Raw genomic sequence first — 22,155 nt, forward strand, 5'->3', positions numbered from 1 at the left:
TTACAAATGTCTCAACGAACGTTGACGTATTTGTAACGAGGCGGTCATGGCTCAGAACAACGGGAAGTTCGTCACCTACTACCGGGTCTCAACCGGGAAGCAGGGCAAAAGTGGGCTTGGCCTTGAGGCCCAGAAGGCCGCCGTCACCACGTACCTAAACGGCGGCGACTGGCAAATCGTCGATGAGTACACAGAGGTCGAGTCAGGCAAGCGCTCGGATAGGCCCGCACTGGACAAAGCGTTGGCCGCTGCGCGGCTTCACCGCGCATCGCTGGTCGTCAGCAAGGTCGATCGACTAACGCGCTCCGTGGCCTTCCTATCGCGCTTGTTGGAAGCAGGTGTCGACGTCCGCTTCGCAGACCTTCCTCAGATCGAGGGTGCGACTGGCCGCTTCCTGCTTCAGCAGATGGTCGCGGTGGCCGAGCTGGAGGCCGGTATGATCTCGGCTCGCACCAAGGCCGCCCTCGCGGCGGCCAAGAAGCGCGGCAAGCAGCTCGGTGGCAATCGCGGCGTGAAGCCCACAGCCAAGATGCGAGCGGCCTCTGCGGTGGCCCTCCAGAAGCGTGCGGCGGATCGAGCTTCCGACATCGCTCCGGTTATCGCTGAGCTACAGGCGGCCGGCGCAACCAGCCTTAGGGCCATTGCGGATGGGCTCAATAGTCGCGGTATCCCGACGGCGCGCGGCACCGGCGCCTGGTCGGCCGTCCAAGTTGCGCGAGTGCTTGAGCGCATCTAAGCTCGGTCGCATCGTTTTAGGACGGCATTAAGAAATGAAGATCGCAATTCTCTCTGCCGCCGACGTTGCAGGCTGGTATGCGGCCACGCTGATGGAGCGAGGCCACCAGATCACCATTGGCCCGTTCGGTCACGTACCGGGCGCCGTCAAGGGCTTGATAGAGGATGGGATCGACGGCGTTCTGATCCTTACCGAAGATGACGAGAACCTCAGCGAGATCGCAGCGCGCTGGACCAGAGAGACCGGCCGGCCGGTTTGGCGCGAACTCACCGAGATACCGCAGGGTGGCGATTCGGCGCGATGACCAATGAACCGACACTCCACCGAACCGCCTGGCACGAAGCCGGCCATGCCGTGGTCGCTTGGGCTCAGAAGTTTACGGTCACAGCCATCTCAATCCGGCCTGGAAGTGACGGAAGCCGTGGTCGTTGCACCCATGAGCCCGCGGGTGATTGCAGCATCCCCGAGGAGCGATGGCGTGAGAACATCGTCGCGATGGGCGGCTGGGCGGCGGAGCTTGCCTGCGGCGAAGCGGTCGAACGGACTTACGACGGCGGCGACATGAAGGTCTTGCTGAGCCGGGTTCCAGACGGCCGGGTCGACGTCGAGCTCGGGTGGGCAGAGTCTGAGGCCGAGCGGCTTGTGCGCGAAAACTTGGATCGCGTGGCACGGCTCGCCAGCGCGCTTTTGGCTCGCGAAGAGATCGTCGGCGCTGATGAGATTAAAGCGTTGATCGAAGGCGAGTGAACACCGCTTAACTTCCTGTTTAATCCACCAGCATATCAGCGCTGGCATGCGTAACACCGCGGCCCTCGCTACCGCCATAGCCGAGCAATTCCTGGTCGGCGCCGGGCACGCGTGTGTTCACCTCTTGCCAAGACCCTCCAACGTTCGCCTGTCCATCGACAACGCGTCAGCGTTGCGAGCGGATGGATGGCGGATCTGGCTCGCAAACAAGCGAACGGCGCGTCGGGTCTTGGCAAGAGTGCTTTCGTCCTGCCGGCAGTCCCGCCGCGTCGACGACACCTTGGTGATCGAGCTGCCGATGCCGGATGCCATCAACGCCGTTGAGACCATGATAGCTATCGAGGGTCTTGCCAACACCTCTGACGTAGACTTCGCGAAGATGGCAGAGACCATCGCCAATCGCATCGCGGCCTTTGCCGAGGGCGGCGGCCTGAAGAAGCTCAACCGTGAGTACCAGGCTCTCAAGAGCCCCGTGAAGGCGGCGAGCCGGGAAGCGAACCAGGCGCATCACGCCCGCCTGCAAGACATATACGCGTCGCTTCCGGAGAGCGAGCGCACGAAGCTCAAGGCCGAGTTCGCCGTCGCCAAAGCTGCCGACGGCAAGCTTGGCTGGGGCAAGTTCTTGGCCAGTGCGTTTCCGGAGCTGAAACAAGAGGTCGCGGTCTTGCCAAGGCCCGGCGAGGTTGCCGACGTGCCGAGCTACGAATCATGGCTCCTCGCGCGTATCGGCCCGGCAATAGCGGCCATGGCAGGCGAAAACCGCTTGCCGGCTCGCTGATCACGCAATCATGTTATTAGATCACAAAACCAAGTTATTTGATCAGCTTACACGACTAAATCACGCACTGAGCACGCAACCTCTGTGCAATAGTTCTTGAAATCATCTTGTTTTTCATGACAACGTACGCGGGCATGCGGCCCCAATTGCGTCCGCAGCATTCCCAAACATCATAGCAAGTCGCTAGCGCGCGAGCCTCCGGCCAGCGCGAGCTTCATCACGCCATCACCCACTCGGCGCCCCGCGGGCGCGCGAGCGATTCCGCATGAAAGGAGACCGCAATGTTCAAGCCCGGTACTGACACGGCCGCGCAACAGGCAGGCAGGGCCCGGATGCCCCAGACGCGGGCCGAAGATGAGCGGCTGCGTCGCGAGTTCACCCAAGCTCTCGCCGAGACGCTAGGGCGGCCTCCGACCGCGGCAGAGAGCATCATCATCGATGGGTTGGCGAGCGCGCACGTCAAAGCCTCTCGCCTCCGCAAGCGCGGGCGCGACGATTTGGAGCAGCTTAAGGTGATCGCATCACTGTCCGATGCCCTTGCCAAGGCCCGCGAGGCCACGACGGCCTGATCGGCCAAACCATTCCAGCAAACGATTGGACGAACAATGTCCTCGAACAATACAGCCCCGCGCAAGATGCGCGGGTGGGCAAGGATGTGGCAGATCCGGGAAGAGGACGAGCAGCGCCGGCAGCGCGAAGCCTCCGCGATCCTCGCAGATCTCGGCCGCGAGGCCAATGCCGCGGAGCGCATCATCGCCTCTGAGATCGCCGCCCTGGTCGTCAGAGCCGATCGCGAACGCGCTAGGGGCAAGCACAGTGAAGCCGAGATGTGCAGTCGCCTGATCATCAGGGCGCTCGGAAAGCTCGGCGTGAAGCCCGGCAAGGCGAAGCAGGCATCGACGGCGGACATCATCGCGCGCGTCACCGGTAAGCGTAAGGAATAAGGCCCGTGATCACCATCCTCGAAGCGATGGCCGACGACGGCTTGTTCCGTCGCTGGTTCAAGGACCCGGCGTCGTGGTCCGCCTGGACCGTGTTCTTGTCGGCTTTGTTCGGCCTGCCGATTGATCAGGCTGGGCTCGAGCTGATCACACAGTGCACGGGCCGGACTGTGCAGCCGGCCGGCGCCTTCTCTGAGGCGTGGCTGATTTGCGGCCGGCGCGGCGGGAAGAGCATCACTTTGGCGCTGATTGCCGTCTTCCTCGCCGTTTTCAGGGATTGGTCCAACAAGCTCGTCCCCGGCGAGCGCGGCACAGTAATGATCATCGCGGCCGATCGAAAGCAGGCCCGCGTGATCTTCAGATACTTGACCTCGATGCTTGTTGAGACCCCGTTGCGCGACCTGCTCGACGGCGAGCCCACGCAAGAGCGGATCGATCTGGTCAATGGCATCAGCATCGAGATTTCGACTGCAAACTTCCGCAGCGTCCGTGGCTACACCTTGATCGCTTGCCTGGCGGACGAGATCGCGTTCTGGGATACGGGCGATGGCGCCGCGAACCCCGACAGCGAGATCTTGGCCGCCATCCGGCCCGCGATGACGACAACCCGGCCGGACGCTATGCTGCTTTGCGCGTCGTCGCCGCACGCCCGCAAGGGCGTGCTTTTCGACGCCTATCAACGCTATTTCGGTAAAGACGATGCCCCCGTGCTGGTCTGGAAAGCCAGCACCCGGACCATGAATCCTTCGGTGCCACAGTCCGAAGTCGACGAAGCGTATGAACGCGACGCCGCCAAGGCCTCGGCCGAGTACGGCGCTGAGTTCCGCGACGACGTCGAGACCTTCGTCAGTCGGGAGAAGGTCGAAGCCTGCACCGTCAAGGACCGCACCGAGCTGCTGCCGACGCTCGGGATTACGTACGTTGCGGCGACGGACCCGTCTGGCGGATCAAGTGACAGCATGACGTTTGCCATCGCACATCGCGAGGGCGATCGCGCCGTGCTCGACTTCGTGCAGGAATGGGTACCACCATTTTCGCCAGAGCAGGTCGTGCGAGAGATTTGCGACACCTGCCGGCGCTACGGTGTCAACACCGTCATAGGTGACAGGTACGCGGGCCTTTGGCCCCGCGAGCGCTTCCAAGTGCACGGTGTGACCTATGAGGTCGCCGCTCTGTCACGGAGCGACGCCTATTTGACGCTCCTGCCAGCGATCAACTCCGGCCGAGTTGAACTGCTCGATCAGTCTCGCATGATCGCGCAGCTTTGCGCTCTCGAACGTAGATCCGCGCGATCCGGAAAGGACTCTGTCGATCATCCGCGGAATGGTCGCGACGACGTCATCAACGCCGCCGCGCTGGCGCTTGTTGCGGCTGGTCTTATGTCGCAAGGCAGCGCCGAGCATTGGATCGAATACTATCGCCGCCTCAACATTCGAGCCGGTCTCGACTTCGATGACATCAGAGCATCCGGACCTCAGTTCGGCTTCCGCTTCAATAGCACCGAGCCGGAGAAGCGGCTCGCGCTGACCTTGCCGGAGGGTATCAGCTCCAACTTCGTCCAGGTCGTCGGCCGCGATTACATGGTCGTGTGGTCCGACAACGTAGCTCGTATCGAAGTCCCAAAAGCCGTCGCGATCGAACTGCTCGAGTTGTCACCGCAATGGCGAGAAGCCAACGCCGCGCTCGTATCCGAACTATTGCGAAAGGCACCAGTATGATCATCAAGGAGAACGTCGTGCCGCTGCGATTCCAGACTTTCGAAGAGCTTCAGCGCAACGAGCAGCAGATCTTCGCCGAACATCACGATGCCTGGTATGAAGCATTCGCTAAATTCGATCTGATCGATGCCACCATCAAGGATGACGAGAACGAACTCCCAAAGCTCGCAGGCGATAAGGCCATGTTGGCAAAAGCTGACACGATGCTAGCGCGCGTCAACGCTCTCGCCGACCTGATCGCGACTCTTCGCCGGACAAATGAGAAGCGCGATGCGGCGCTGTTCGGCCATGGCGCAGTGGCGAAGCGATCTCTGCGCTTCGCCCAAAGCAACCCGGACCGCTTCTATGGTCCGAGCACCGACCAACATCCGCCGAAAGCATCGTGAAATGACCGACGATCTGAACAAGCTGACGATGCCGCGCGGGCTGGAGAAAATTGCCACTCCGCGCGGCGAGGCTCGCTCGATTTCGAGCTTGGCTAATCAGCCCGCCACTTCTGATCCGGGGGCGGATTGGTTCGGCCCTCAGCAACCACTCCGCCCGGTAGCGCAAGAAGTTGCCGGCCGCGCCTACGATTATCCAACCGGCTTCAATTTAAGCACGCAACCGCGTGCCTTCGAGCCGTTGACGTTCCAGATGTTGCGGTCTCTGGCGGACTCGTACGATCCGGTCCGGTTGATCATTGAAAAAAGAAAGGATCAACTAACTCGATTGCCATGGACGATCCGCGCCAAGCACACCGGTGTAGGCAAGCGGCCGAAGGCAGATCACGTTTCGTCGCGCACTCGCGCCATCGTCGACGAAGTCGAGCAATTCTTCCGCTATCCCAGTCCAGAATTGACGTTCCGCATCTGGATCGCACAGCTATTGGACGATCTGCTGGTCTTGGGTGCTCCAACGATCTATCTGGAACGCGATAGCCTTGGCAACCTAACTTCGCTCAACCCGGTGGACGCCGCGACTGTGCGTCGTGTGATCGACGAACGCGGCCGGCCTCCTCGTCCTCGCCGATGGGATGGCCGACCGTTCGACTGGCTTGGCAAACAGGTCACGCCGCAGAACTACATGGAGCTTGGCTTTAAGATCGCGGACGGCTTGCTTTACCCGCCGGCATTTCAACAGATCCTCAAGGGCCTTCCCGCAGCCAACCTGACGACGTTGGATCTGATCTACGCTCCGATGCGGCTCCGCACGAACTCCGTCTACGGGCAATCGCCCCTCGAACTGATCGTGACAACGGTGTCGACTGCGTTCCGACGGTCGATGGCGCAGTTCGAGTATTTTAGGGAAGGCAATCAACCTGACGCGGTGTTCTCGCTGCCGGAATCGTGGACGCCGGATCAGACGATGAGATTCCAGGAATATTGGGACAGCTTGTTCTCCGGCAACCTGGCAGCTCGACGCCGCATGAAATTCATTCCGACGGGGACAAGCAACGGCTATCAGGCCCTCAAAGAGCCGCCGCTCAAGAACGAATTTGATGAATGGCTGGTCCGCATCGTCTGCTTTGCGTTCTCGTATCCGCCGGCCGCTTTTGTCTCTCTATCGAACCGATCGATCGCGGAGCAGCATGAGCGCACCGCTGAGGAAGAGGGCGTCGAACCGCTGAAGCATTGGGCCGCAGAGACGATCAATGGGATCATCGAGCGCGAGTTCAGCGATGAAGTCGAATTTGCGTGGATCGAAGAGTCCGACGCGGATCCAAAAGTCGAGGCGGAGACCGTCGAACGACTCGTAAACGCTGGCATCATCTCAGCTAACGAAGGGCGCCAGCGCCTAGGCCTGGAGCCGAGCGAAGATCCGGCGGCGTCACAACTCATGGTCAAAACGGCCACGGGCCTTGTCAAGATCGGCGCGAACGTCGCGCCGCAAGACGAAAACACCTAACGCCTAGAAGGAAAAATCATCATGCGTGCTAACCTCATTTCAGAGGGCGCGTTGTCGCGCCCTGATGCGCTCTTCTTGCATCAGCAATTCCCGTCTGCCGATTCCGACGCGGCAGGGGACAAGTCGGATGCCGAACTCGTCGCTCTGGTCGAGCGCCAGATCGCGGCGTCAACGGACCTCAGCAAGCTCGATACGCTGCTTCTGAGAGTTTGGCCTCTTGAGATCCGCGCCGCTCTCACGCGTCGCAGGATTGAACTCGCGACCGCCCCGCGTCCGCAGCCTGCCGCGCGCCCCACCGGTTTTGTGGTGAAGGTGCCGCCCGAACTCGGGTTGAGCGAGGTCATCGGCGCAGACGGTCGCGTGTTCAAGGTCGTGGCGCACGATGATGGTTCCCTCTCGTGCGCGATGACTCCGGCAATATTCAAGGTGTTGCTCAGCGGGCACCACGGCAAGCGTTGGGCCGATGCGAACCAAGGCACAGATGTCTGGGAACGCATGACGCCTGGCTTCCATGTGTAGGGAATGCCGATGCCAAAAACAGCAACAGACCCGTTCAGGATATGAAAACCTTCACGCTCCTCGGCTTCATCGCCGAGATCCCGGCGATCGAACGCGACGTGCACGCTTCCGGGCCGATGGTCATCAAGCGCGCCTGCGAGATCGTCGAGAAGAAGGCGAAGGCCGCGATCGGCAAGAACCACGAAATGTGGCCGCCGCTCGCCGAGAGCACTAAGCGCGACCGCGTTGCCAAGGGGTTTCCCGAGGACAAACCCCTCTTGCGAACGGGTGAGCTGCGGGACAGCATCGAGCACACGACAAGCGGTCTTGAGGGTGCGGTCGGCTCGAACCTTGATCGGGCGCTTTGGCTGGAGATGGGCACATCCAAGATGCCGCCGCGATCGTTCTTGCGGTCCTCCGCGATCTCAGCGGAGGACCGCATTCGCCGCATGGCGGCCGCCGCAACGATCGCGGCTCTGTCCGGCCACGGCCGGCATGCGAGCGACGTCACCGAGATGCTGCACTTACTACACAGGGCCGGAGATGCCCTGCGCGAGCTCGGCGAGGATCTTCTCCACCTCGATGACGAGGACGAGAAATGACGTTCGAGGTTCGCGACTTCGTCAACATGTTGATCGATACCGCCGAGGACGTCGCAATCGCGGAGAGCGGCAAGCCGGACGCCGAAACGTCTGCGCGATTGGATCAGCTCGCATGCCAGCTACGAGAACAGCTCAATCCCGTTGCCGGCCCTGAACTGGCCGGCCGGATTGTTGACGGTTTCATTGCGACCATCTGGGGCGCCAAGCGCGAGCGAGAAGCGCTTGCAGCTTGCGGCTTGCTTAATTGATATCGGGGATCAAAATGCAAATTGGACTCATCACGGTCGACGGCCGCCCCATTGGCACCGTGACGATCGATGCTGACGATGGCCATCAGGTTGACGTTCAGGTCCACCATATTTCCCTCAACGCAGGTCCGATGGAGCGGCCGTTCTCCGGCCAAGACCAGGCGCCGGGCGACGACTATCATCCCCGCCACAGCAGCAGCGTCCATGCCTCACCGCCGTCAGCGGCAGCTCCTGCGCCCAAGAACCGGTTCGGCGGAGAAGGCGACACGGATCCGCCGGCAGCTCCCCGATATTCCGGCCCCGGTGGCACCGTGCATGGCGGCTTTGCCGCTGCGCGCGATCGCGCGCGGGAGGAGCTGAGGGCCAAGCCGTGGCTGAACGAAAAGGCGATGCATGTCTTTGCTGGCGAGAACCCGGACCCTGCGGCATCCACGGCCTTGTGGGAGAGCGCCATCAACCGCATGGCCGTGCGCGGCACCACCCTTGAGAAGGAACTGCGTCGCACCAACGAGGGCGGGTACTACGAGGGCTGGCGCGATGAGGTCTCCCCAAGCACCCGCAAGGTTTTGGAAGCCAGCCGCGACAAGGCGCTCGCCTATTCGAACGTCTCCAACTACGCGACCGACAACGCGTCTGGAGGCCGCGCGGCCGTCGATCGCGATACCGGCACCTTCACCGAGAAGAGCGTCTACAATCGCGAGCACTTCTTTGGGCCGGACAACCGGATCTCTTCGCACCAGCAGGCCTATCAGAAGCTTGTCCGGGAAAGCGAAGCCGGCCGTTCGGCCGCGCCGAACCCTGCCGCCTCGAATGCGCCCCTTTCGACCGCACCGAACCTGTCCGGACAGCCCGGTCGCGTTGAGGGTGTCGAGCCTCAGGCCTTCATCATGCACCACACGGGCGGCCGTGGCACGCCGGAAGGGGTCATGAACACTCTCCGGCAGCGACGTCTTGGCGTCGAATACATCATGGACCGGGACGGCAATATCGTGCGTGCCGGCGGCGCCGGCTCCGCGCACATGAAGCGCGGCTGGGGCAAGGGTGAGGGGCTATCCAACCGCAACACGGTCGGCATGGAGGTCATCGCCAGGGACGACAAGGACGTCACGCCGCAGCAGGTCGAGGCCGCTAAAGCGTTCATCGCCAAAAACTATCCCAACACACCCGTGATGGGCCATGGCCTCGTGAACCCTGGACATAAGGAAGCCGACGAGGGGAAGACAATCACTGACGCGATCAATGCTGATCGCGCAGAGCGCGCGAAACAAGCTCAGAAAAACGAGGACGTCCTCCAATGACTAAGACGATGGAGCTGTCCTCATGGCCAATCGAGTCTCGCCCGTGGTGCTAGTCAGCGCCGAACGATCCGTTCCCGTAGCTCGCAGTCATCTCTTGAAGAGCAGCGTTAACATTGCCCACAGGACCGACCTGAAATCTGCTGCAAGACCGGGTTTTGCATTCAACAACGGTTGATCTTGTCGACTCGTTTCTTCCGCCGTCGGCGCCCTTGGGCCGAGCAGAGTCATGTCGCCCTTTAAAATGTTAAAGAGCACAGGCAATCCATCAAGGGACGATTTCCGCAAAATCTCATCTGCGCGTGAGTTGGCCCGAAATTTGTAAGCTCTGAATTTTTTACCCCGCTTTCCCACGCGGATTTCGCTTACCAATCTGGCTCGCAAAGCAATGATCACAACAATAAGCGGTGTGAACGCGACAATTGCAACCGTCGCCACAATGATATCGAGCGCGCGCTTGCGCGCGTCTTCGATCATAACGTCGTTAGTCCGACACGCTGCTATGACGCAACTCAGAGCGAAGCAGACCCGACTCAGGTCACCAGGAATCTCGGCGACGTGGCTCTCCCATTCCTCTCTAGCTCGGGCTGCTCGCTGGTCAGGCATCAACCGCGTGGCAGCGGCTATGATTGAAGAAACGATTGACGGTGACCAAGCTTTGAGGTCGTCGGCGAGAAGCTTAGCAAAAACGGCTCCCAGCACGCCGATGAAGCCGAGCAAAATTGCATTCACGACTTCCACACCAGCCTCCCATGAGCTGGCATCAGGTCGGAAATAACTTGCGCGACCTTCCTCTGCCCGGCTGCCGTTATGCGATAGAAGCGTTTGCGCGGGCGCCCGAGCGATGCAGGATCGTCTGCCTCCCATCGGCTCGCGAGCCATCCAACCTCCTCCAACCGGTAGAGGATGGGGTACAGTGATCCGCTTGCCAGCGCCGTTTGCTTCGCGATTTCGCTACCCGATAATTCGGCGGTGGTCAGCAGCGCGCTGAGGACACTGATGGTCTGTTTTGAGAGTCGTGGTTCTTTGCCCATACTTGCAAAGTCTACATAGGGGGTGCCGCCTGTCAAGGAAGATCTAGTCGCTATTGCACCAGAGTGGTGTAATTCGCAAAATCAGAACAATCGGTTGACGTCGCCGCGGTGGGCGGGCAACCTAAGTCACGCCGAACTTCAGGGTCGCAGCCCTGATGGCCAGAGACCAGCCCGACCCGCGCCTTCGGCGCCGGTGCTGGTCGGTGCAACTCCCGGCGCCTGGGGAGCACCCATGACAGTCCTCGAAATGATTCTCGAACTCGGCCAACTTCACCGCCAGATGCATTGGGCGGTGGGTTTTTATGGGGAGGAGACCAGGTCGTCCCCCGCGTACCGAGCGAGTGTCGCTAAGGCGACCGAACTCAGGCTGCGCCTTCGCGCCGCGCGGATGAGCGGCCCTGAGGAACACCATCCCGATTTCGATGTCGCAGCGGTCATCGACGCAATGATGTCGGATGGCGATGAGGCGGTTGCCAGCGCTGCATGACGCGCCGAATCGACCATGGGCCCGCCGAGAGGCGGGCCTTTTTTGTTACCCTAGAGGCTACCCGAGGTGAATTTTCTCTCCAGAGGTACGCCGTAAAATCTTTTAATTTCAATATGTTGATATCTACGTCAAGACGTCCTGATTGATGACGTTCTGCCTGATCGGATCGCCGTCCAGCACACTCAGGATGTTGCGCGCGGTCTGCTCGCTCATGCGCTGGACCGCCTCGACGGTCACGCCGGCGACGTGCGGAGCCATGATGACGTTGGGCAGCGCGAACAGCGCATTGCTGACTGGTGGCGGCTCGACCTCGAACACGTCGATACCCGCGCCGGCGAGCTTGCCCGACGTCAGCGCATCGTACAGCGCGGCCTCCTTCACGATGCCGCCGCGTGCGGTGTTGATCAGATAGGATCGTGGCTTCATCCGGCTGATCCGCGCGGTGTCGAACAGGCCGACGGTCTCCGGCGTCTTCGGGCAGTGGATGGTGACGAAATCGGCGAGAGGCAGCGCGGCGTCGAGGTCGGTGACCGGCTCGCATCCGGCCGCTTTGATATCGGCGGCGGGCTTATAGGGATCGTAGACCTGTACCTTCATCTCGAAGGCCAAACAGCGCTTTGCGGTGCGGCTGCCGATGCGGCCGAAGCCGATGATCAACACGGTCTTACCGTAGAGATCGAACGGAAGCATGCTGAGCCGCTCGGCCCATTTGCCGTCCTTGACGCAGGCATGCATCTCATTGGCGCGCTTGGCCAGCGTCAGCATCATGAACAGCGCCGCTTCCGCAACCGAAGGCGAGTTGGCGCTGCCCGCGACCATCAGCGGCACCTTGCGGCGGGAGAGGGCGGGTACATCGACAGCGTCGTAGCCGACGCCGATGCGCGTCACGACTTTCATGTCGCGGGCGGCCTCGAGCTCGGTCTCGCCAAAGGCGGTGGCGCCAAGCGCCACGCCGTGGACCGGCGCGTGGCTCTTGAGCAGGGCCTCGAAATCTTTGGCGGAGATCAGGTTCGCAAACTCGACGAGCTCGATATCGTCCCGCTGGGTGAGGAGAGCGCGTGCCCCTTGCGACAAGGTTTGTGTAACGAAAATCTTCTTCTTGTTGGTCGCCATCGCTCCCCGCCTGCTTCGAGCTTCCTAGGCCGGCATCACAGGACGACGCCGGTCTCCTCGTTTAGCAGGTGCATATTGTTGAGGTCCATCGCCAAACGCATGGGAGCCCCGTCCTTGGCGCCGGCATTGGGATTGACGCGGCCGCACACCGGCGTGCCGTCGAGGCCGAAATAGACCAGCGTCTCCATCCCCATCGGTTCGGTGACGTCGAGCACGGTGTCGAAGGTCTCCACGCCCGGCTCCAGATGCGGATGCGACTCCGTCAGATGTTCGGGCCGGATGCCGAGCAGCAGTCTGTCGGTGCGCGGCAAAGCATTGTAGCGCGCGGCGCGGGCCGGCGGCAGCGCGAAGGCAATGCGGTCGGTGAGGCGGATCTGGAGCATGCCGCCGGCATCCTCCAGACGGCACGGAATGAAGTTCATCGCGGGTGAGCCGATGAAGCCTGCGACAAAGCGCGTCGCCGGCTTGTGGTAGAGCTCGTTCGGCGTGCCGATCTGCTCGATCCGTCCCTTGTTCATCACCACGACGCGGTCGGCCAGCGTCATCGCCTCGACCTGGTCGTGGGTGACGTAGACCGTCGTGGTGCGCACCTTCTGATGCACCTTCTTGATCTCGATCCGCATCTGAACGCGGAGCTTGGCGTCCAGATTGGACAGCGGCTCGTCGAACAGGAAGACTTTTGGGTTGCGCACGATGGCGCGGCCCATGGCGACGCGCTGGCGCTGGCCGCCCGAGAGTTGCTTCGGCTTGCGGTCGATCAGGTCGGTGATGTCGAGCAAGCGGGCGGCTTCCGTCACCCGAGCCTTGATCTCGGCCTTGGGATAGTGCTTCAGCCGCAGCCCGAACGACATGTTCTCGGCGACCGTCATGTGCGGGTAGAGCGCGTAGTTCTGGAACACCATGGCGATGTCGCGATCCTTCGGCGGCACGTCGTTGACGACGTCGCCGCCGATCATGATGTCGCCGTCGCTGATGTCCTCGAGGCCGGCGATCATGCGCAGCGTCGTCGACTTGCCGCAACCTGAGGGCCCGACCAGCACGATGAACTCGTGGTCGGCGATATCAAGATCGATGCCGCGTACCGCTTCGACATCGTCGTAACGCTTGATCACCTTGCGCAGGGAAACGTCGGCCATTGCACTTCAACCCCTCGATTTCAACCCTTCGTCGCGCCGGCGGTCAGTCCGGCAATGTAGTAGTCCATCAGGAAGGCGTAGATGATCAGCGGCGGCGCCGCGCCGAGCAGAGCGCCGGTCATGATCTGCCCCCAGTTGAAGACGTCGCCCTTGATCAGCGTCGTGGTGATGCCGACCGGCAGCACCAGCTGGTCGATCGACGTCGTGAATACGAGCGGGTAGAGGAACTGGGCCCAGGACACCGTGAAGGCGAAAATCGTCGCCGCGATCAGCCCGGGCAGTGCCACCGGAATGAAGATCCGCAGCAGGGTCTGGAGCCAGGAGGCGCCGTCGATGATCGCGGCCTCATCCAGTTCTTTCGGGATCGAGGCGAAATAGCCGATCATGATCCAGGTACAGAACGGCACCGTCAGCGTCGGATAGATGAATACCAGCACATACCAGCGATTCAGCAGCGTAATGCCGGTCAGGTCCTGGATGACTCCGAGCATCTTGAACAGTGGAATGAACAGCAGGCTGTCCGGGATCAGATAGGTGAGGAAGACGCCGGTAGCGAGCGTTGCCGAACCCCAGAACTTCATTCGTGCCAGCGCAAACGCGGCGGGAATGCTGATCAGCATGGTCACGATCACGACCACGATCGAGATGATCGACGAGTTCCAGAAAAAGCGCAAAAACTGGTTCGAGGTCAGCAGCTCGACATAGTTCGACAGGGTGGGATGAAACACCCACCATGGATTGGTCGCCGCCGAAATCTCCGCGCTGCTCTTGAGCGAGGTGATCAGCATGTAAACTGGCGGGGTCAGGAAGAAGATCGCAAACAGCACCAGGAAGAAATAGGACCATCGCAGGGCCCAGGCGCGATCCCGGCTCATGCTGCCGTATTTGACCTTGCGGCTCGGTCCGGCTTTGTCGATTGTCATCGTGCTCATCAGGCTTCATTCCCGCGTTTGGAGACGTCGCGCAGGATGAAGATCGCCGCGACCGCGAGGATCGGCACCATGAACAGCGAGACGCAGGCGCCGAGCGGAATGTCGCTGCTCTGGATGCCGACCTGGAATGCCCAGGTGGCGAACAGATGCGTCGTGTCCAGCGGTCCGCCTGAGGTCAGGATGCGCACGATATCGAAATTGGCGAAGGTGACGATCAGCGAGAACAGCGTGGTGATGGCGATGATGTTGCGCATCATCGGCAGCGTGACGTACCAGATCTTCTGCCACCAATTGGCGCCGTCGATCGCCGCCGCCTCATAGAGCTGGTCGGGAACCGATTTGAGCGCGGCCAGATACATGATCAGGAAGAACGGCGCGCCGTACCAGACGTTGACGAGGATGACGGAGAAGCGGGCCCAGAAAGTCTCACCAAGCCAGGGGATCGGGCCGACGCCAAAGAAGGAGAGGGTGTAATTGAAGGCGCTGTAGGAGGGGTCGAACAGCCAGAGCCAGGCCAGCGTGCTCATCGCCGGCGGAATAACCCAGGGCACCAGCAGCATGCCGCGCCATTTGCGCTGCTTCTTGCCGGGAATGTTGTGGACGAAATGGGCGACGATGAAGCCGATCAGCGCCTTGAAGATCACGGCGGTGATCGCGAAGATGCAGGACTGCTTCACCACCATCCAGAACGTCTCGCGCTTGAACAGGAAGGTGAAGTTGCCGAGGCCCACGAACTTCGTCATCGCCTTGTTCAGCGTCGCCAGATAGAGAGAATAGAAGGCTGGATAGAGCACGAGCAGCGCAATCAGGAGAATCAGCGGCAGCGTCAGGAGGAACGCAACCGTCGATTTGCGCCCGAGCGTATTGCGCAGGCTCGATCCTTTCCGCGCACCCGTCGCACGAGCGATGCGACTTTGCTCAACGACGACATCGGCCATATCAGGTTCCTTGGATCAGCTTCCTTGTGAATAAACGGTCGAACGGCGAAGCCGGTCATGGGATCGGCTTCGCTCTCATGCGCGCAGCAATGTCGGCGGCACGGATAGCTTGCGCAGGCTCGCGCAAGCTATCCGCATTGGCCCTCTAGCTCCGCATGAAGCCTTCGCACTCGCCCTCCGCCCAGGCGAGCGACTGCTCCAGCGTTTCGCCGCGGGCAAAGCGCAACGCCATCTTGGTCAACGTCGCCTGGAAGTAGATTTGCTGCGCGATTTTCGGCGGCGCCGGTGAGGCCGCGATCGAGAGCGTCTGTTGCTGGTAGGGGTCCGGATAGTGAAAGAGCGTCCCCTTCGGCGGACCTTCCTCGGCCCAGGTCTTGAGCTTCGTCAGGTTCGCATAGGCCGGCAGGTCGTAGCCGCCGCTCACCGAGACGAATTTCTCGATCGCCGCGGGCGAGGACAGGTGAACGAGCAGGCTCTTGGCCGCTTCCTTGTTCTTGCCAAAGCTCCAGACGCCCCAGAAGTAAGGCAGGAAGGGTGCAAAACGTCCCTTCGGGCCTGCCGGGAAGCCGTGAGTCCAGCACTGCTCGGCAACCTGGGGCGCGTCGCGCTTGGCAACCGCCCAGGCGCTGGGCGGATTCATGATCAGCGCGCCGCGGCCGGAGATCAGCCATTTGTTGTTCGATGCGTCGTCCCAGGACGGCGCGTCCGGGGGCAGGAACGCGATCAGCTTCTTGTAATACTCCATGGCCTGGCGAACCTGGTCTGTCTTGATCGTGATATCGCCCTTGGCGTTGACGAGTTCGGCGCCGAACGACTGGAAGATCGCGCCGGCGGTATCGACACTGTCGGTGGTTTCGCCGAGGCCGATGCCGAACGGGAAGCCGCCCTTCTGGCAGGCCTCCGCGGCCTTCAGGAACGTATCCATGGTCCAGTTGTCCGCCTTGGGAGGGCTGCCGGCCGGATACATTTCCTGGACGTCGATGTTGGCAAACTTCTTCATCAGGTCGATGCGCGTGCAGGGGCCCTTGATCTGGCTGCCGGGCGTCGCCGGCACCGCGAGCCATTTGCCGCCCGACTGCGCAAGATATTTGACCGTGCCGTTTACCTCGCCGTTCTGCTTAATGAGCGGCTCCACCACGTCGTTGAGCGGTTCGAGATTCTCGGAATAGGCGTGCGGCCACCAGCTCGGCATCTGAAGAATGTCGTGACCCGATTTGGCCTGTGCTTCGGCCGCCGCGGTCAGCTCAATCTTCTTGTTGTTGCTGGTGATGTAGTCGATCGAAACCTCGACCTTTTCCTTCGCGGCCCATTCGTTGACCAGATCGGTCGAGGCCTGGTTGGCGCCGGGCACCCAATGGTCCCAGAAGCCGATCGAAAGTTTACCGGCAGCGTAAGCGCCCCGGACATACGGCGCCGTGATCAGCGCCGCGGAGGACATTGCAGTGGCAGCTACAAATTGACGTCGTGTCAGCTTTTTGCGTGACATCTCGTTTCCTCGCCTTGGTGTTGTTTATTGTTCTGTCGTTTCCTCTGAATTTCCCAAGTTTGTTCTTTGATTTTATTGTTGGACGTTTCTTGTTGGCCTCGTCGTCTCCAGCGCTAAGTCATCCAGGGGACGCGGCAAATTGGTAGCGCGATCAGATCATGATTGATCGCATCTGTCGAGAAAGCCTGATGCATCGCTCTCTAGAACTAACGTTGTGTATGGGACGCGACAGCGGCTTCGTCGCGGCGTGAGCTGCGGCAGCCCTTATTGCGACGCACACGTCGGGCGAAGCCGCCAACTGCTCCGTGCGCAATTACGCCGCAGTTCCAAATGAGCTTGCATGGCCGCCGAAGGTCTTTCCAACGGGACGGCGATGGTCCGTAGCTAGACCTCGGCTCGGCGAAAACTGTAGAGTTGCAACCGGCAGCGCGCCCTGCCGTTTCCTTAAGAAGGCAAGCAGATCGAGATGGAGACCCAAATGATCAACCCGGCGCCGCCTGTGCGGCTTGGCCTGCGACGATGGCTTGCGCTCGGGTCCGTGCTGACACTCCTCGTCGGCGCGACCGCGGTCGCGAATGCACAAGGTTTGGTCAAGGGCGTCCAGGACGGCGCCGCAGCCGGTAACAAGGCGGCCGGTCCTGTCGGAGGCGTCCTCGGGGGCGCCATCGGCGGAGTGGTCGGCGTCTTCACCGGTGTGCTCGGCGTCGGGAACAACAACGCCAGCCAGGCGCCGGCCGCCAAGGACGCCAGCAAGGATTCAGGCAAGGACGCCAAGCAGCCGGGCGCTGCCAAGGACAAGGATGCCAAAGGCGCCAAGGAGGCGGCAAAAGGCGCCAAGGGGGCCAAGCCGACCAAGGAAGCCAAGAACGCCCCCCAGGACGGCAAGGACAATAAGGACGTCACGGTCCTGACCCAGCCCGGCGCGCCGCAACTGACCGCCGAACAGATCGTCGCCAACAGCGATTCCTATATCGAGCGGATCAAGACCGAGCTGAATCTCACGCCCGATCAGGAGAAGCACTGGTTCGGCTTCTCCAGTGCCATGCATTATCTCGGGCATAATGGCGCGGAGCGACTCAACCTGCGGATGGAGCGGGCCAAGCGCGATCCGCCCGATGACATCATCGAGCAGATGCGCAACGAGGCGCAGTTCCTGATCGACCGCGCTGCCGACCAGCGCAATGTCGCCGATGCGGCCGAGCCGCTGTATTCGAGCCTCGATGACAAGCAGAAGCAGGTGTTCATCCAGGAGATGGTTCGCCTCAGCCATGAGCGCGGGCTGGATTGAGCAGACTGGGTTGGTCGAGCTTGAATCGGATTGCATGCATTCGTGGAAATTGAAGGCCACGAATTCGTGTATCCTTTTTGCAAATCGGGTATGCTTAGTTTTGCAGCGAGGCTTGCGGGGTTGATATGGCGGACGGACTCTCCGTTTTCCTGGTCGAAGACGAGGCGTTGATCCGGATGATGATGGCTGACATGGTGGAAGAGCTCGGCCACCATGTCGTCGCAGAAGCAGACAACGTGCGCGATGCGAGCGCCTTTGCGATGACCGCGCAGTACGATTTCGCGATCCTCGACATCAATCTGATGGGCGTTTATGTCGATCCGGTCGCCGATCTGATCGAGCGGCGCGGCAAGCCGTTTCTGTTTGCCACCGGCTATGGGCCGGAATTGCTGCCGTCCTTGCTCCGGCGCCGGCCGATTCTGCGTAAGCCGATTGCGCTCGATCAGCTCAAGACCATCATCGACTCGCTGTTTCCGGATATGCCAGCCAAAGTGCCGCACTGACTCTGTCGACGGTGCAGGCGCCGTCCACGAAAAAGGCCGCCCGGAAGAGGCGGCCATGTTGCGACGGACGATCCGTCAGTGATTCACATCAGGCCGGCGCTGAGGTCGACGCCCTGCGCCATCAGGCTGAATGAGGCAATGAGGCCCAGGCAGCAGAAGATGGCGATCGCTTTAAAAGAATAATCGTTCGACCGGGTCTGGATGGCAGCCGGCATTTCGGCGAGCGAAATCATGCTCATGGTCATTCCCCCTCTGTTTAATCCTGAATTGCATCAGGTGAGGGAACTTCTAGAGCAGAAAGTTTGATACAGGATTGCCAGGGATCCTTAACGGAATCGCAATCGATCGCGGACTCCTCGCCGCCGGGCAGCAGGTCTTGCAAGCCCTAGTTGCGGCCGCCCCGCAGCACCGTCGCGATGGTGTGGGCCGTCATCGCCGCGCGGTCCGAGGCGCGCTGTGCAGCCAAGCGGTCCCGCGCTTTTTCCTCGATCAACAGCTCGATCAGCGCCCTCCGCTTCGTCTCATCGTCTGCTTCGGTCAGCAGCCGATGATAGCGGTGATAGTCGAATCCGACATCCTGCTTACGCATGTTACGCCCCGGTGCGTTACGCCACACACGCTGGGATTGTTTCTCATCGGACACGTCAGGGCAAGCACGATCAGCGTGGAACCGCGAATTGGCTGCAGTCAGCTGTGAAGTGCGGAGAGCGCCGATGCGAGGCGGCCGCCCCTCAATCGAGATTGTGGTCGGCGAACATCTTCAGGCCGACGAAGCTTGCATCGGGCTTCATGACGAGGCGCGTCGGGATGTTGCGCAAGTAATCCTGGAAGCGCCCCTTGGCCTCGAAACGCGCGCGGAACGCTGAAGCCGAAAGGAATTCCGGAAAGCGCGGCGCGATTCCACCGGCAATGTAGACGCCGCCCCTGGAGCCGAAGGTCACCGCGAGATTGCCGGCGACGGAGCCGAGGATGGCGCAAAACATCTCCAGCGTCGCGCGGCTGAGCTCGCAAGAACCGTCCAGCGCGGCCTTGGTGATGCCAGCTGCGTCGCGTTGCGGCACTTGGGCTTCGTCGACCTCGGCTATCGCCTCGTAGAGGGATTGCAGGCCAGAACCGGACAGGGCGCCGCGCTCGATCGAGACATGGCCGAAGCGCCGGCGCATCGCGGCGATCACCCGTTCTTCGCGCTCGTTCTCCGCCGGCAAGGTGGCATGCCCAGCCTCCGTGACGACAGCGAGCCGGGAGCCGTGGCGCTCGACCAGGCAGGAGACGCCAAAACCGGTCCCGGGCCCGACCACCAGCAGTGGCTCTCCTGGCATGCCGTCCTGCCCGCCGAGCGGAATCAGGTCGGCCGGCTGCAGGGCGGGCAGGGACCAGGCCACCACCTCGAAATCGTTGAGCACATGGACGCTGTCGAAGCCGAGCGCCGGCTGGAGCTCGTTGCCGTCGATCACCCAGGGACTGTTGGTCATGACGCAGCGATTATTGGTGACGGGGCCGGCGACGGCGAGGACGGCCCTAACAGGCTTCTCGCCGTCGGCCCGCCGCAGCACGTCGGTGATGGCCTCGCGGACCGTTGGATGGTCGGCGACCTTCACATAGTCGATCGGTCCGATCTGCTCGCCATTGCTCAGCGCGAAGCGCGCATTGGTGCCGCCGATATCGGCGAGAAGAATGTTTCCTGTCTTGCCGATACTCATGCCGTTGTGGCTGCCGTGGCCTTTGGCCAACGGGAACCCATCTCCTCTGCTTCGTGGCTCCGATCCGTATGGCGGCGGATATCAGAGATTCCGCGGTCAGGTACAGCTAGTCAACACGGTCGTCCGCAAAGCGTTGCATTCAGGGTGGTGGTTGCGAAGCCGCTCGGGAAGGTCGACATTGGCGAGAGCGGCCGGCGCCCGATGCGCCGGGCGGACGGCATTAGACTTGCGATTGGGACCCTCTCGATGAAGATATCCGACCGCGACGTGCTGCTGGTGATCGATGTGCAGAACGATTTTTGCACCGGAGGGGCGCTCGCCGTTCCCGGCGGCGAGAAGGTCGTCCGCGCCATCAACCGGATCGCCCAAAAATTCGCCAATGTGGTGCTGACGCAGGACTGGCATCCGGGCGACCACGTCTCCTTCGCGGCGAACCATCCGGGCAAGCAGCCGTTTCAGACCATCGAGCTCGACTATGGCACCCAGGTGCTGTGGCCGGCCCATTGCGTCCAGGGCACGGCTGGCGCCGAATTTCATCGGGATCTGGACCTGACGCGGGCAAGCCTTGTGGTGCGCAAGGGCTTTCGCCGCGGGATCGATTCCTATTCGGCGCTGTTTGAGAACGACAAGAAGACGCCGACCGGCCTCCTTGGCTATTTGCGCGAGCGCGAGCTGAAGACCGTCTTCGTGGCTGGCCTCGCCCTCGATTTTTGCGTCCGCTTTTCCGCGGAGGATGCCCGCAGGGCTGGCTTCGAAGTTGCGGTGATTGAGGACGCTTGCCGCGGCATCGACCTCGACGGCTCGGTCGCGGCGACCCATCGCAGCTTTAAGGAAGTCGGCATTTCCACCATCAGCCTGGAGGCGTTTCTGTGAGGATCAACCAATAATGGCGGCGGAGAAGCGCGGAGAGCGGCCCGGCGAGGCGGGGCGTGGCCCTGATGACCCCATGCTGTGGCCGTTTGCGGCGGCAAAGCTCGCGATGGATGCCTGCTTCTGGTGGCTGGAGCGCCGTCCGGCCGAGCAGAGCCAGAGCGATCTCTCCTGGACCACATCAGGCACCGTGGCGCTGGAGCTTGCCACCATGCGGCTGCGCGATTGCGCGCGGACGCGATCCGGCCAGCCGGCGCTGGTGTGCGCGCCCTATGCGCTGCACCGGGCCCTGATTGCCGATTTCGCATCCGGTCACAGCGTGGTGCAGTCGCTGCAACAGGGCGGTATCGATCGGGTCTATCTCACCGACTGGCGCTCGGCCACGCCTGAGATGCGCCACCTCTCGATCGATAGCTATCTGTCCGATCTCAACGTCGCCGTCGACGAGATCGGCGCGCCGGTCGATCTGGTCGGCCTGTGCCAGGGCGGCTGGCTGTCGCTGCTCTATGCGGCGCGTTTCCCGGCCAAGGTGCGGCGGCTGGTGCTGGTTGGTGCGCCGGTCGACCTCTCGGTCGAGTCCAGGCTGGCGCAGCTTGCCCGCAATGCACCCGAGATGGTCTACGATCAGCTCGTCGCGCGCGGTGGCGGTAATGTCAGTGGTGAGGAGATGCTCCATGTCTGGTCGAAGGCGCCCGGCCCCGACGACGTCGCAGCGGCGTTGCAGCGAGACCTCTCGGACGAGGAGGGAGCGGCCCTGCTGGCGCGCTTCGATCGCTGGAACGGCGAAACGCTCAACTTGCCCGGCGTCTACTATCTTCAGATCGTCAATTGGATCTTTCGCGAGAACCGGATCGCATCGGGCCAGTTCATGGCGCTCGGCCGCGCGATCGACCTGAGGGATGTCAGGGCACCGGTGTTCCTTCTGGCCGGGCTTGACGACGATGTCGTACCGGTCGCGCAGGCATTTGCCACAGCGAAGCTCCTCGGCACGCCGCCGGCTTTCATTGCAGCACGCTCCGAGCCGAGCGACCATCTCGGCCTGTTCATGGGGGCGCGGACCCATGCCCATGCCTGGCCCCGGATCGCCGAATGGCTGCGCAACGACCTCGCCGGCCTGCTGGCGCGCAGCGCCTGACATCAGGCGTGGCTTGCAGATCCGTTATGCATGATGGCCGATGGCCTGCACGGGGCCGGGTCGATGGGCTACATAGATTCCAG

The 22,155-nt window shown here is 61.9% G+C and carries 28 protein-coding genes; 18 read left to right on the forward strand and 10 right to left on the reverse strand.

The window, feature by feature from the left end; translation table 11 throughout:
- Positions 1 to 46 precede the first annotated feature (46 nt).
- The 13 genes from HYH07_RS21625 to HYH07_RS21685 all read left to right on the forward strand — a co-directional run bounded on the left by HYH07_RS21625 (position 47) and on the right by HYH07_RS21685 (position 9,453).
- On the forward strand, positions 47 to 736 hold the full coding sequence (locus HYH07_RS21625; protein ID WP_220004386.1) for a recombinase family protein: 690 nt from the start codon (positions 47 to 49) through the stop codon (positions 734 to 736).
- Between the two features lie 34 nt (positions 737 to 770).
- Complete coding sequence (locus tag HYH07_RS21630) at positions 771 to 1,040, forward strand: hypothetical protein (protein WP_220004387.1); 270 nt, start codon at positions 771 to 773, stop codon at positions 1,038 to 1,040.
- Positions 1,037 to 1,483: a hypothetical protein gene (locus HYH07_RS21635; RefSeq protein WP_220004388.1), complete on the forward strand. Its 447-nt coding sequence runs from the start codon at positions 1,037 to 1,039 to the stop codon at positions 1,481 to 1,483. The genes HYH07_RS21630 and HYH07_RS21635 overlap by 4 nt, the downstream gene beginning before the upstream one ends.
- A gap of 283 nt (positions 1,484 to 1,766) precedes the next feature.
- A complete protein-coding gene (locus HYH07_RS21640) occupies positions 1,767 to 2,261 on the forward strand; it encodes a hypothetical protein (RefSeq protein WP_220004389.1) in 495 nt (164 codons plus the stop codon).
- Positions 2,262 to 2,542: 281 nt separating this feature from the next.
- Positions 2,543 to 2,830 carry a hypothetical protein gene (locus HYH07_RS21645; RefSeq protein WP_220004390.1) on the forward strand — a complete coding sequence of 96 codons (288 nt, stop codon included), beginning with the start codon at positions 2,543 to 2,545 and terminating at the stop codon, positions 2,828 to 2,830.
- A gap of 84 nt (positions 2,831 to 2,914) precedes the next feature.
- Positions 2,915 to 3,205 carry a hypothetical protein gene (locus HYH07_RS21650; protein WP_220004391.1) on the forward strand — a complete coding sequence of 97 codons (291 nt, stop codon included), beginning with the start codon at positions 2,915 to 2,917 and terminating at the stop codon, positions 3,203 to 3,205.
- A gap of 5 nt (positions 3,206 to 3,210) precedes the next feature.
- Complete coding sequence (locus HYH07_RS21655; protein ID WP_220004392.1) at positions 3,211 to 4,920, forward strand: hypothetical protein; 1,710 nt, start codon at positions 3,211 to 3,213, stop codon at positions 4,918 to 4,920.
- Positions 4,917 to 5,306, forward strand: a complete 390-nt coding sequence (locus HYH07_RS21660) for a hypothetical protein (protein WP_220004393.1) — start codon at positions 4,917 to 4,919, stop codon at positions 5,304 to 5,306. Before HYH07_RS21655 ends, HYH07_RS21660 begins: the two co-directional genes overlap by 4 nt.
- Before the next feature lies 1 nt (position 5,307).
- A complete protein-coding gene (locus HYH07_RS21665; RefSeq protein ID WP_220004394.1) occupies positions 5,308 to 6,807 on the forward strand; it encodes a phage portal protein in 1,500 nt (499 codons plus the stop codon).
- 21 nt (positions 6,808 to 6,828) lie between these two features.
- On the forward strand, positions 6,829 to 7,326 hold the full coding sequence (locus HYH07_RS21670) for a hypothetical protein (protein WP_220004395.1): 498 nt from the start codon (positions 6,829 to 6,831) through the stop codon (positions 7,324 to 7,326).
- Between the two features lie 41 nt (positions 7,327 to 7,367).
- Positions 7,368 to 7,907: a hypothetical protein gene (locus HYH07_RS21675; RefSeq protein ID WP_220004396.1), complete on the forward strand. Its 540-nt coding sequence runs from the start codon at positions 7,368 to 7,370 to the stop codon at positions 7,905 to 7,907.
- Positions 7,904 to 8,155, forward strand: coding sequence for a hypothetical protein (locus tag HYH07_RS21680; protein ID WP_220004397.1), 252 nt, complete (start codon positions 7,904 to 7,906; stop codon positions 8,153 to 8,155). The genes HYH07_RS21675 and HYH07_RS21680 overlap by 4 nt, the downstream gene beginning before the upstream one ends.
- A 131-nt stretch (positions 8,156 to 8,286) precedes the next feature.
- Positions 8,287 to 9,453 carry an N-acetylmuramoyl-L-alanine amidase gene (locus HYH07_RS21685; RefSeq protein ID WP_220004398.1) on the forward strand — a complete coding sequence of 389 codons (1,167 nt, stop codon included), beginning with the start codon at positions 8,287 to 8,289 and terminating at the stop codon, positions 9,451 to 9,453.
- Between the two features lie 87 nt (positions 9,454 to 9,540).
- Here HYH07_RS21685 and HYH07_RS21690 read toward each other — a convergent pair whose 3' ends face one another.
- Together HYH07_RS21690 and HYH07_RS21695 are read right to left on the reverse strand one after the other, a co-directional pair.
- Positions 9,541 to 10,191 (reverse strand): sugar transferase, encoded by a 651-nt coding sequence (locus HYH07_RS21690; RefSeq protein WP_312016689.1) that lies wholly within the window; start codon positions 10,189 to 10,191, stop codon positions 9,541 to 9,543.
- On the reverse strand, positions 10,179 to 10,484 hold the full coding sequence (locus HYH07_RS21695) for a PadR family transcriptional regulator (protein ID WP_220004399.1): 306 nt from the start codon (positions 10,482 to 10,484) through the stop codon (positions 10,179 to 10,181). Before HYH07_RS21695 ends, HYH07_RS21690 begins: the two co-directional genes overlap by 13 nt.
- Before the next feature lie 232 nt (positions 10,485 to 10,716).
- Between HYH07_RS21695 and HYH07_RS21700 the strand changes: the two genes are divergently transcribed.
- A complete protein-coding gene (locus HYH07_RS21700; protein ID WP_220004400.1) occupies positions 10,717 to 10,971 on the forward strand; it encodes a hypothetical protein in 255 nt (84 codons plus the stop codon).
- Between the two features lie 123 nt (positions 10,972 to 11,094).
- Here the strand turns inward: HYH07_RS21700 and HYH07_RS21705 are convergent, their stop codons facing one another.
- The 5 genes from HYH07_RS21705 to HYH07_RS21725 all read right to left on the reverse strand — a co-directional run bounded on the left by HYH07_RS21705 (position 11,095) and on the right by HYH07_RS21725 (position 16,576).
- A complete protein-coding gene (locus tag HYH07_RS21705) occupies positions 11,095 to 12,084 on the reverse strand; it encodes a hydroxyacid dehydrogenase (protein WP_220004401.1) in 990 nt (329 codons plus the stop codon).
- A gap of 35 nt (positions 12,085 to 12,119) precedes the next feature.
- Positions 12,120 to 13,220 (reverse strand): ABC transporter ATP-binding protein, encoded by a 1,101-nt coding sequence (locus tag HYH07_RS21710; protein WP_220004402.1) that lies wholly within the window; start codon positions 13,218 to 13,220, stop codon positions 12,120 to 12,122.
- Positions 13,221 to 13,240: 20 nt separating this feature from the next.
- Positions 13,241 to 14,152 (reverse strand): carbohydrate ABC transporter permease, encoded by a 912-nt coding sequence (locus tag HYH07_RS21715; protein WP_220004403.1) that lies wholly within the window; start codon positions 14,150 to 14,152, stop codon positions 13,241 to 13,243.
- Positions 14,152 to 15,090 (reverse strand): carbohydrate ABC transporter permease, encoded by a 939-nt coding sequence (locus tag HYH07_RS21720; protein WP_220004404.1) that lies wholly within the window; start codon positions 15,088 to 15,090, stop codon positions 14,152 to 14,154. Before HYH07_RS21720 ends, HYH07_RS21715 begins: the two co-directional genes overlap by 1 nt.
- A 145-nt stretch (positions 15,091 to 15,235) precedes the next feature.
- Positions 15,236 to 16,576, reverse strand: coding sequence for an ABC transporter substrate-binding protein (locus HYH07_RS21725; protein ID WP_220004405.1), 1,341 nt, complete (start codon positions 16,574 to 16,576; stop codon positions 15,236 to 15,238).
- A gap of 478 nt (positions 16,577 to 17,054) precedes the next feature.
- Between HYH07_RS21725 and HYH07_RS21730 the strand changes: the two genes are divergently transcribed.
- Together HYH07_RS21730 and HYH07_RS21735 are read left to right on the forward strand one after the other, a co-directional pair.
- Entirely contained in the window at positions 17,055 to 17,864 is an 810-nt protein-coding gene (locus HYH07_RS21730) for a Spy/CpxP family protein refolding chaperone (RefSeq protein ID WP_220004406.1), read from the forward strand.
- Between the two features lie 125 nt (positions 17,865 to 17,989).
- A complete protein-coding gene (locus HYH07_RS21735; RefSeq protein WP_128951771.1) occupies positions 17,990 to 18,367 on the forward strand; it encodes a response regulator in 378 nt (125 codons plus the stop codon).
- 83 nt (positions 18,368 to 18,450) lie between these two features.
- On the opposite strand, the gene HYH07_RS21740 is transcribed toward HYH07_RS21735, so the two are convergent.
- From HYH07_RS21740 to glk, 3 genes are all read right to left on the reverse strand, one after another.
- The gene (locus HYH07_RS21740; RefSeq protein WP_220004424.1) at positions 18,451 to 18,612 is read right to left on the reverse strand and encodes a hypothetical protein; all 162 of its coding nucleotides are present in this window, start codon (positions 18,610 to 18,612) and stop codon (positions 18,451 to 18,453) included.
- Between the two features lie 140 nt (positions 18,613 to 18,752).
- Positions 18,753 to 18,956 (reverse strand): hypothetical protein, encoded by a 204-nt coding sequence (locus HYH07_RS21745; RefSeq protein ID WP_220004407.1) that lies wholly within the window; start codon positions 18,954 to 18,956, stop codon positions 18,753 to 18,755.
- A gap of 142 nt (positions 18,957 to 19,098) precedes the next feature.
- Positions 19,099 to 20,067 (reverse strand): glucokinase, encoded by a 969-nt coding sequence (gene glk / locus HYH07_RS21750; protein WP_220004421.1) that lies wholly within the window; start codon positions 20,065 to 20,067, stop codon positions 19,099 to 19,101.
- Positions 20,068 to 20,313: 246 nt separating this feature from the next.
- On the opposite strand from glk, the gene pncA reads away from it, so the two are divergent.
- Positions 20,314 to 20,940 carry a bifunctional nicotinamidase/pyrazinamidase gene (gene pncA, locus HYH07_RS21755; protein WP_228749688.1) on the forward strand — a complete coding sequence of 209 codons (627 nt, stop codon included), beginning with the start codon at positions 20,314 to 20,316 and terminating at the stop codon, positions 20,938 to 20,940.
- A 13-nt stretch (positions 20,941 to 20,953) separates the two neighbouring features.
- Entirely contained in the window at positions 20,954 to 22,072 is a 1,119-nt protein-coding gene (locus HYH07_RS21760; RefSeq protein WP_220004408.1) for an alpha/beta fold hydrolase, read from the forward strand.
- Positions 22,073 to 22,155: the final 83 nt, after the last annotated feature.

This window comes from Bradyrhizobium sp. BR 10261 (assembly GCF_019455395.1).
GTDB lineage: Bacteria > Pseudomonadota > Alphaproteobacteria > Rhizobiales > Xanthobacteraceae > Bradyrhizobium > Bradyrhizobium manausense.

Coding starts and splice junctions, on each gene's coding strand:
- HYH07_RS21720 (WP_220004404.1), bottom strand. CDS start 15,090: ATGGCCGATGTCGTCGTTGAGCAAAGTCGCATCGCTCGTGCGACGGGT.
- HYH07_RS21675 (WP_220004396.1), top strand. CDS start 7,368: ATGAAAACCTTCACGCTCCTCGGCTTCATCGCCGAGATCCCGGCGATC.
- HYH07_RS21740 (WP_220004424.1), bottom strand. CDS start 18,612: ATGACCATGAGCATGATTTCGCTCGCCGAAATGCCGGCTGCCATCCAG.
- HYH07_RS21745 (WP_220004407.1), bottom strand. CDS start 18,956: ATGCGTAAGCAGGATGTCGGATTCGACTATCACCGCTATCATCGGCTG.
- HYH07_RS21680 (WP_220004397.1), top strand. CDS start 7,904: ATGACGTTCGAGGTTCGCGACTTCGTCAACATGTTGATCGATACCGCC.
- glk (WP_220004421.1), bottom strand. CDS start 20,067: ATGAGTATCGGCAAGACAGGAAACATTCTTCTCGCCGATATCGGCGGC.
- HYH07_RS21630 (WP_220004387.1), top strand. CDS start 771: ATGAAGATCGCAATTCTCTCTGCCGCCGACGTTGCAGGCTGGTATGCG.
- HYH07_RS21665 (WP_220004394.1), top strand. CDS start 5,308: ATGACCGACGATCTGAACAAGCTGACGATGCCGCGCGGGCTGGAGAAA.
- pncA (WP_228749688.1), top strand. CDS start 20,314: ATGAAGATATCCGACCGCGACGTGCTGCTGGTGATCGATGTGCAGAAC.
- HYH07_RS21700 (WP_220004400.1), top strand. CDS start 10,717: ATGACAGTCCTCGAAATGATTCTCGAACTCGGCCAACTTCACCGCCAG.
- HYH07_RS21685 (WP_220004398.1), top strand. CDS start 8,287: ATGGAGCGGCCGTTCTCCGGCCAAGACCAGGCGCCGGGCGACGACTAT.
- HYH07_RS21735 (WP_128951771.1), top strand. CDS start 17,990: ATGGCGGACGGACTCTCCGTTTTCCTGGTCGAAGACGAGGCGTTGATC.
- HYH07_RS21715 (WP_220004403.1), bottom strand. CDS start 14,152: ATGAGCACGATGACAATCGACAAAGCCGGACCGAGCCGCAAGGTCAAA.
- HYH07_RS21710 (WP_220004402.1), bottom strand. CDS start 13,220: ATGGCCGACGTTTCCCTGCGCAAGGTGATCAAGCGTTACGACGATGTC.
- HYH07_RS21670 (WP_220004395.1), top strand. CDS start 6,829: ATGCGTGCTAACCTCATTTCAGAGGGCGCGTTGTCGCGCCCTGATGCG.
- HYH07_RS21650 (WP_220004391.1), top strand. CDS start 2,915: ATGTGGCAGATCCGGGAAGAGGACGAGCAGCGCCGGCAGCGCGAAGCC.
- HYH07_RS21695 (WP_220004399.1), bottom strand. CDS start 10,484: ATGGGCAAAGAACCACGACTCTCAAAACAGACCATCAGTGTCCTCAGC.
- HYH07_RS21730 (WP_220004406.1), top strand. CDS start 17,055: ATGATCAACCCGGCGCCGCCTGTGCGGCTTGGCCTGCGACGATGGCTT.
- HYH07_RS21760 (WP_220004408.1), top strand. CDS start 20,954: ATGGCGGCGGAGAAGCGCGGAGAGCGGCCCGGCGAGGCGGGGCGTGGC.
- HYH07_RS21725 (WP_220004405.1), bottom strand. CDS start 16,576: ATGTCACGCAAAAAGCTGACACGACGTCAATTTGTAGCTGCCACTGCA.
- HYH07_RS21645 (WP_220004390.1), top strand. CDS start 2,543: ATGTTCAAGCCCGGTACTGACACGGCCGCGCAACAGGCAGGCAGGGCC.
- HYH07_RS21635 (WP_220004388.1), top strand. CDS start 1,037: ATGACCAATGAACCGACACTCCACCGAACCGCCTGGCACGAAGCCGGC.
- HYH07_RS21660 (WP_220004393.1), top strand. CDS start 4,917: ATGATCATCAAGGAGAACGTCGTGCCGCTGCGATTCCAGACTTTCGAA.
- HYH07_RS21625 (WP_220004386.1), top strand. CDS start 47: ATGGCTCAGAACAACGGGAAGTTCGTCACCTACTACCGGGTCTCAACC.
- HYH07_RS21705 (WP_220004401.1), bottom strand. CDS start 12,084: ATGGCGACCAACAAGAAGAAGATTTTCGTTACACAAACCTTGTCGCAA.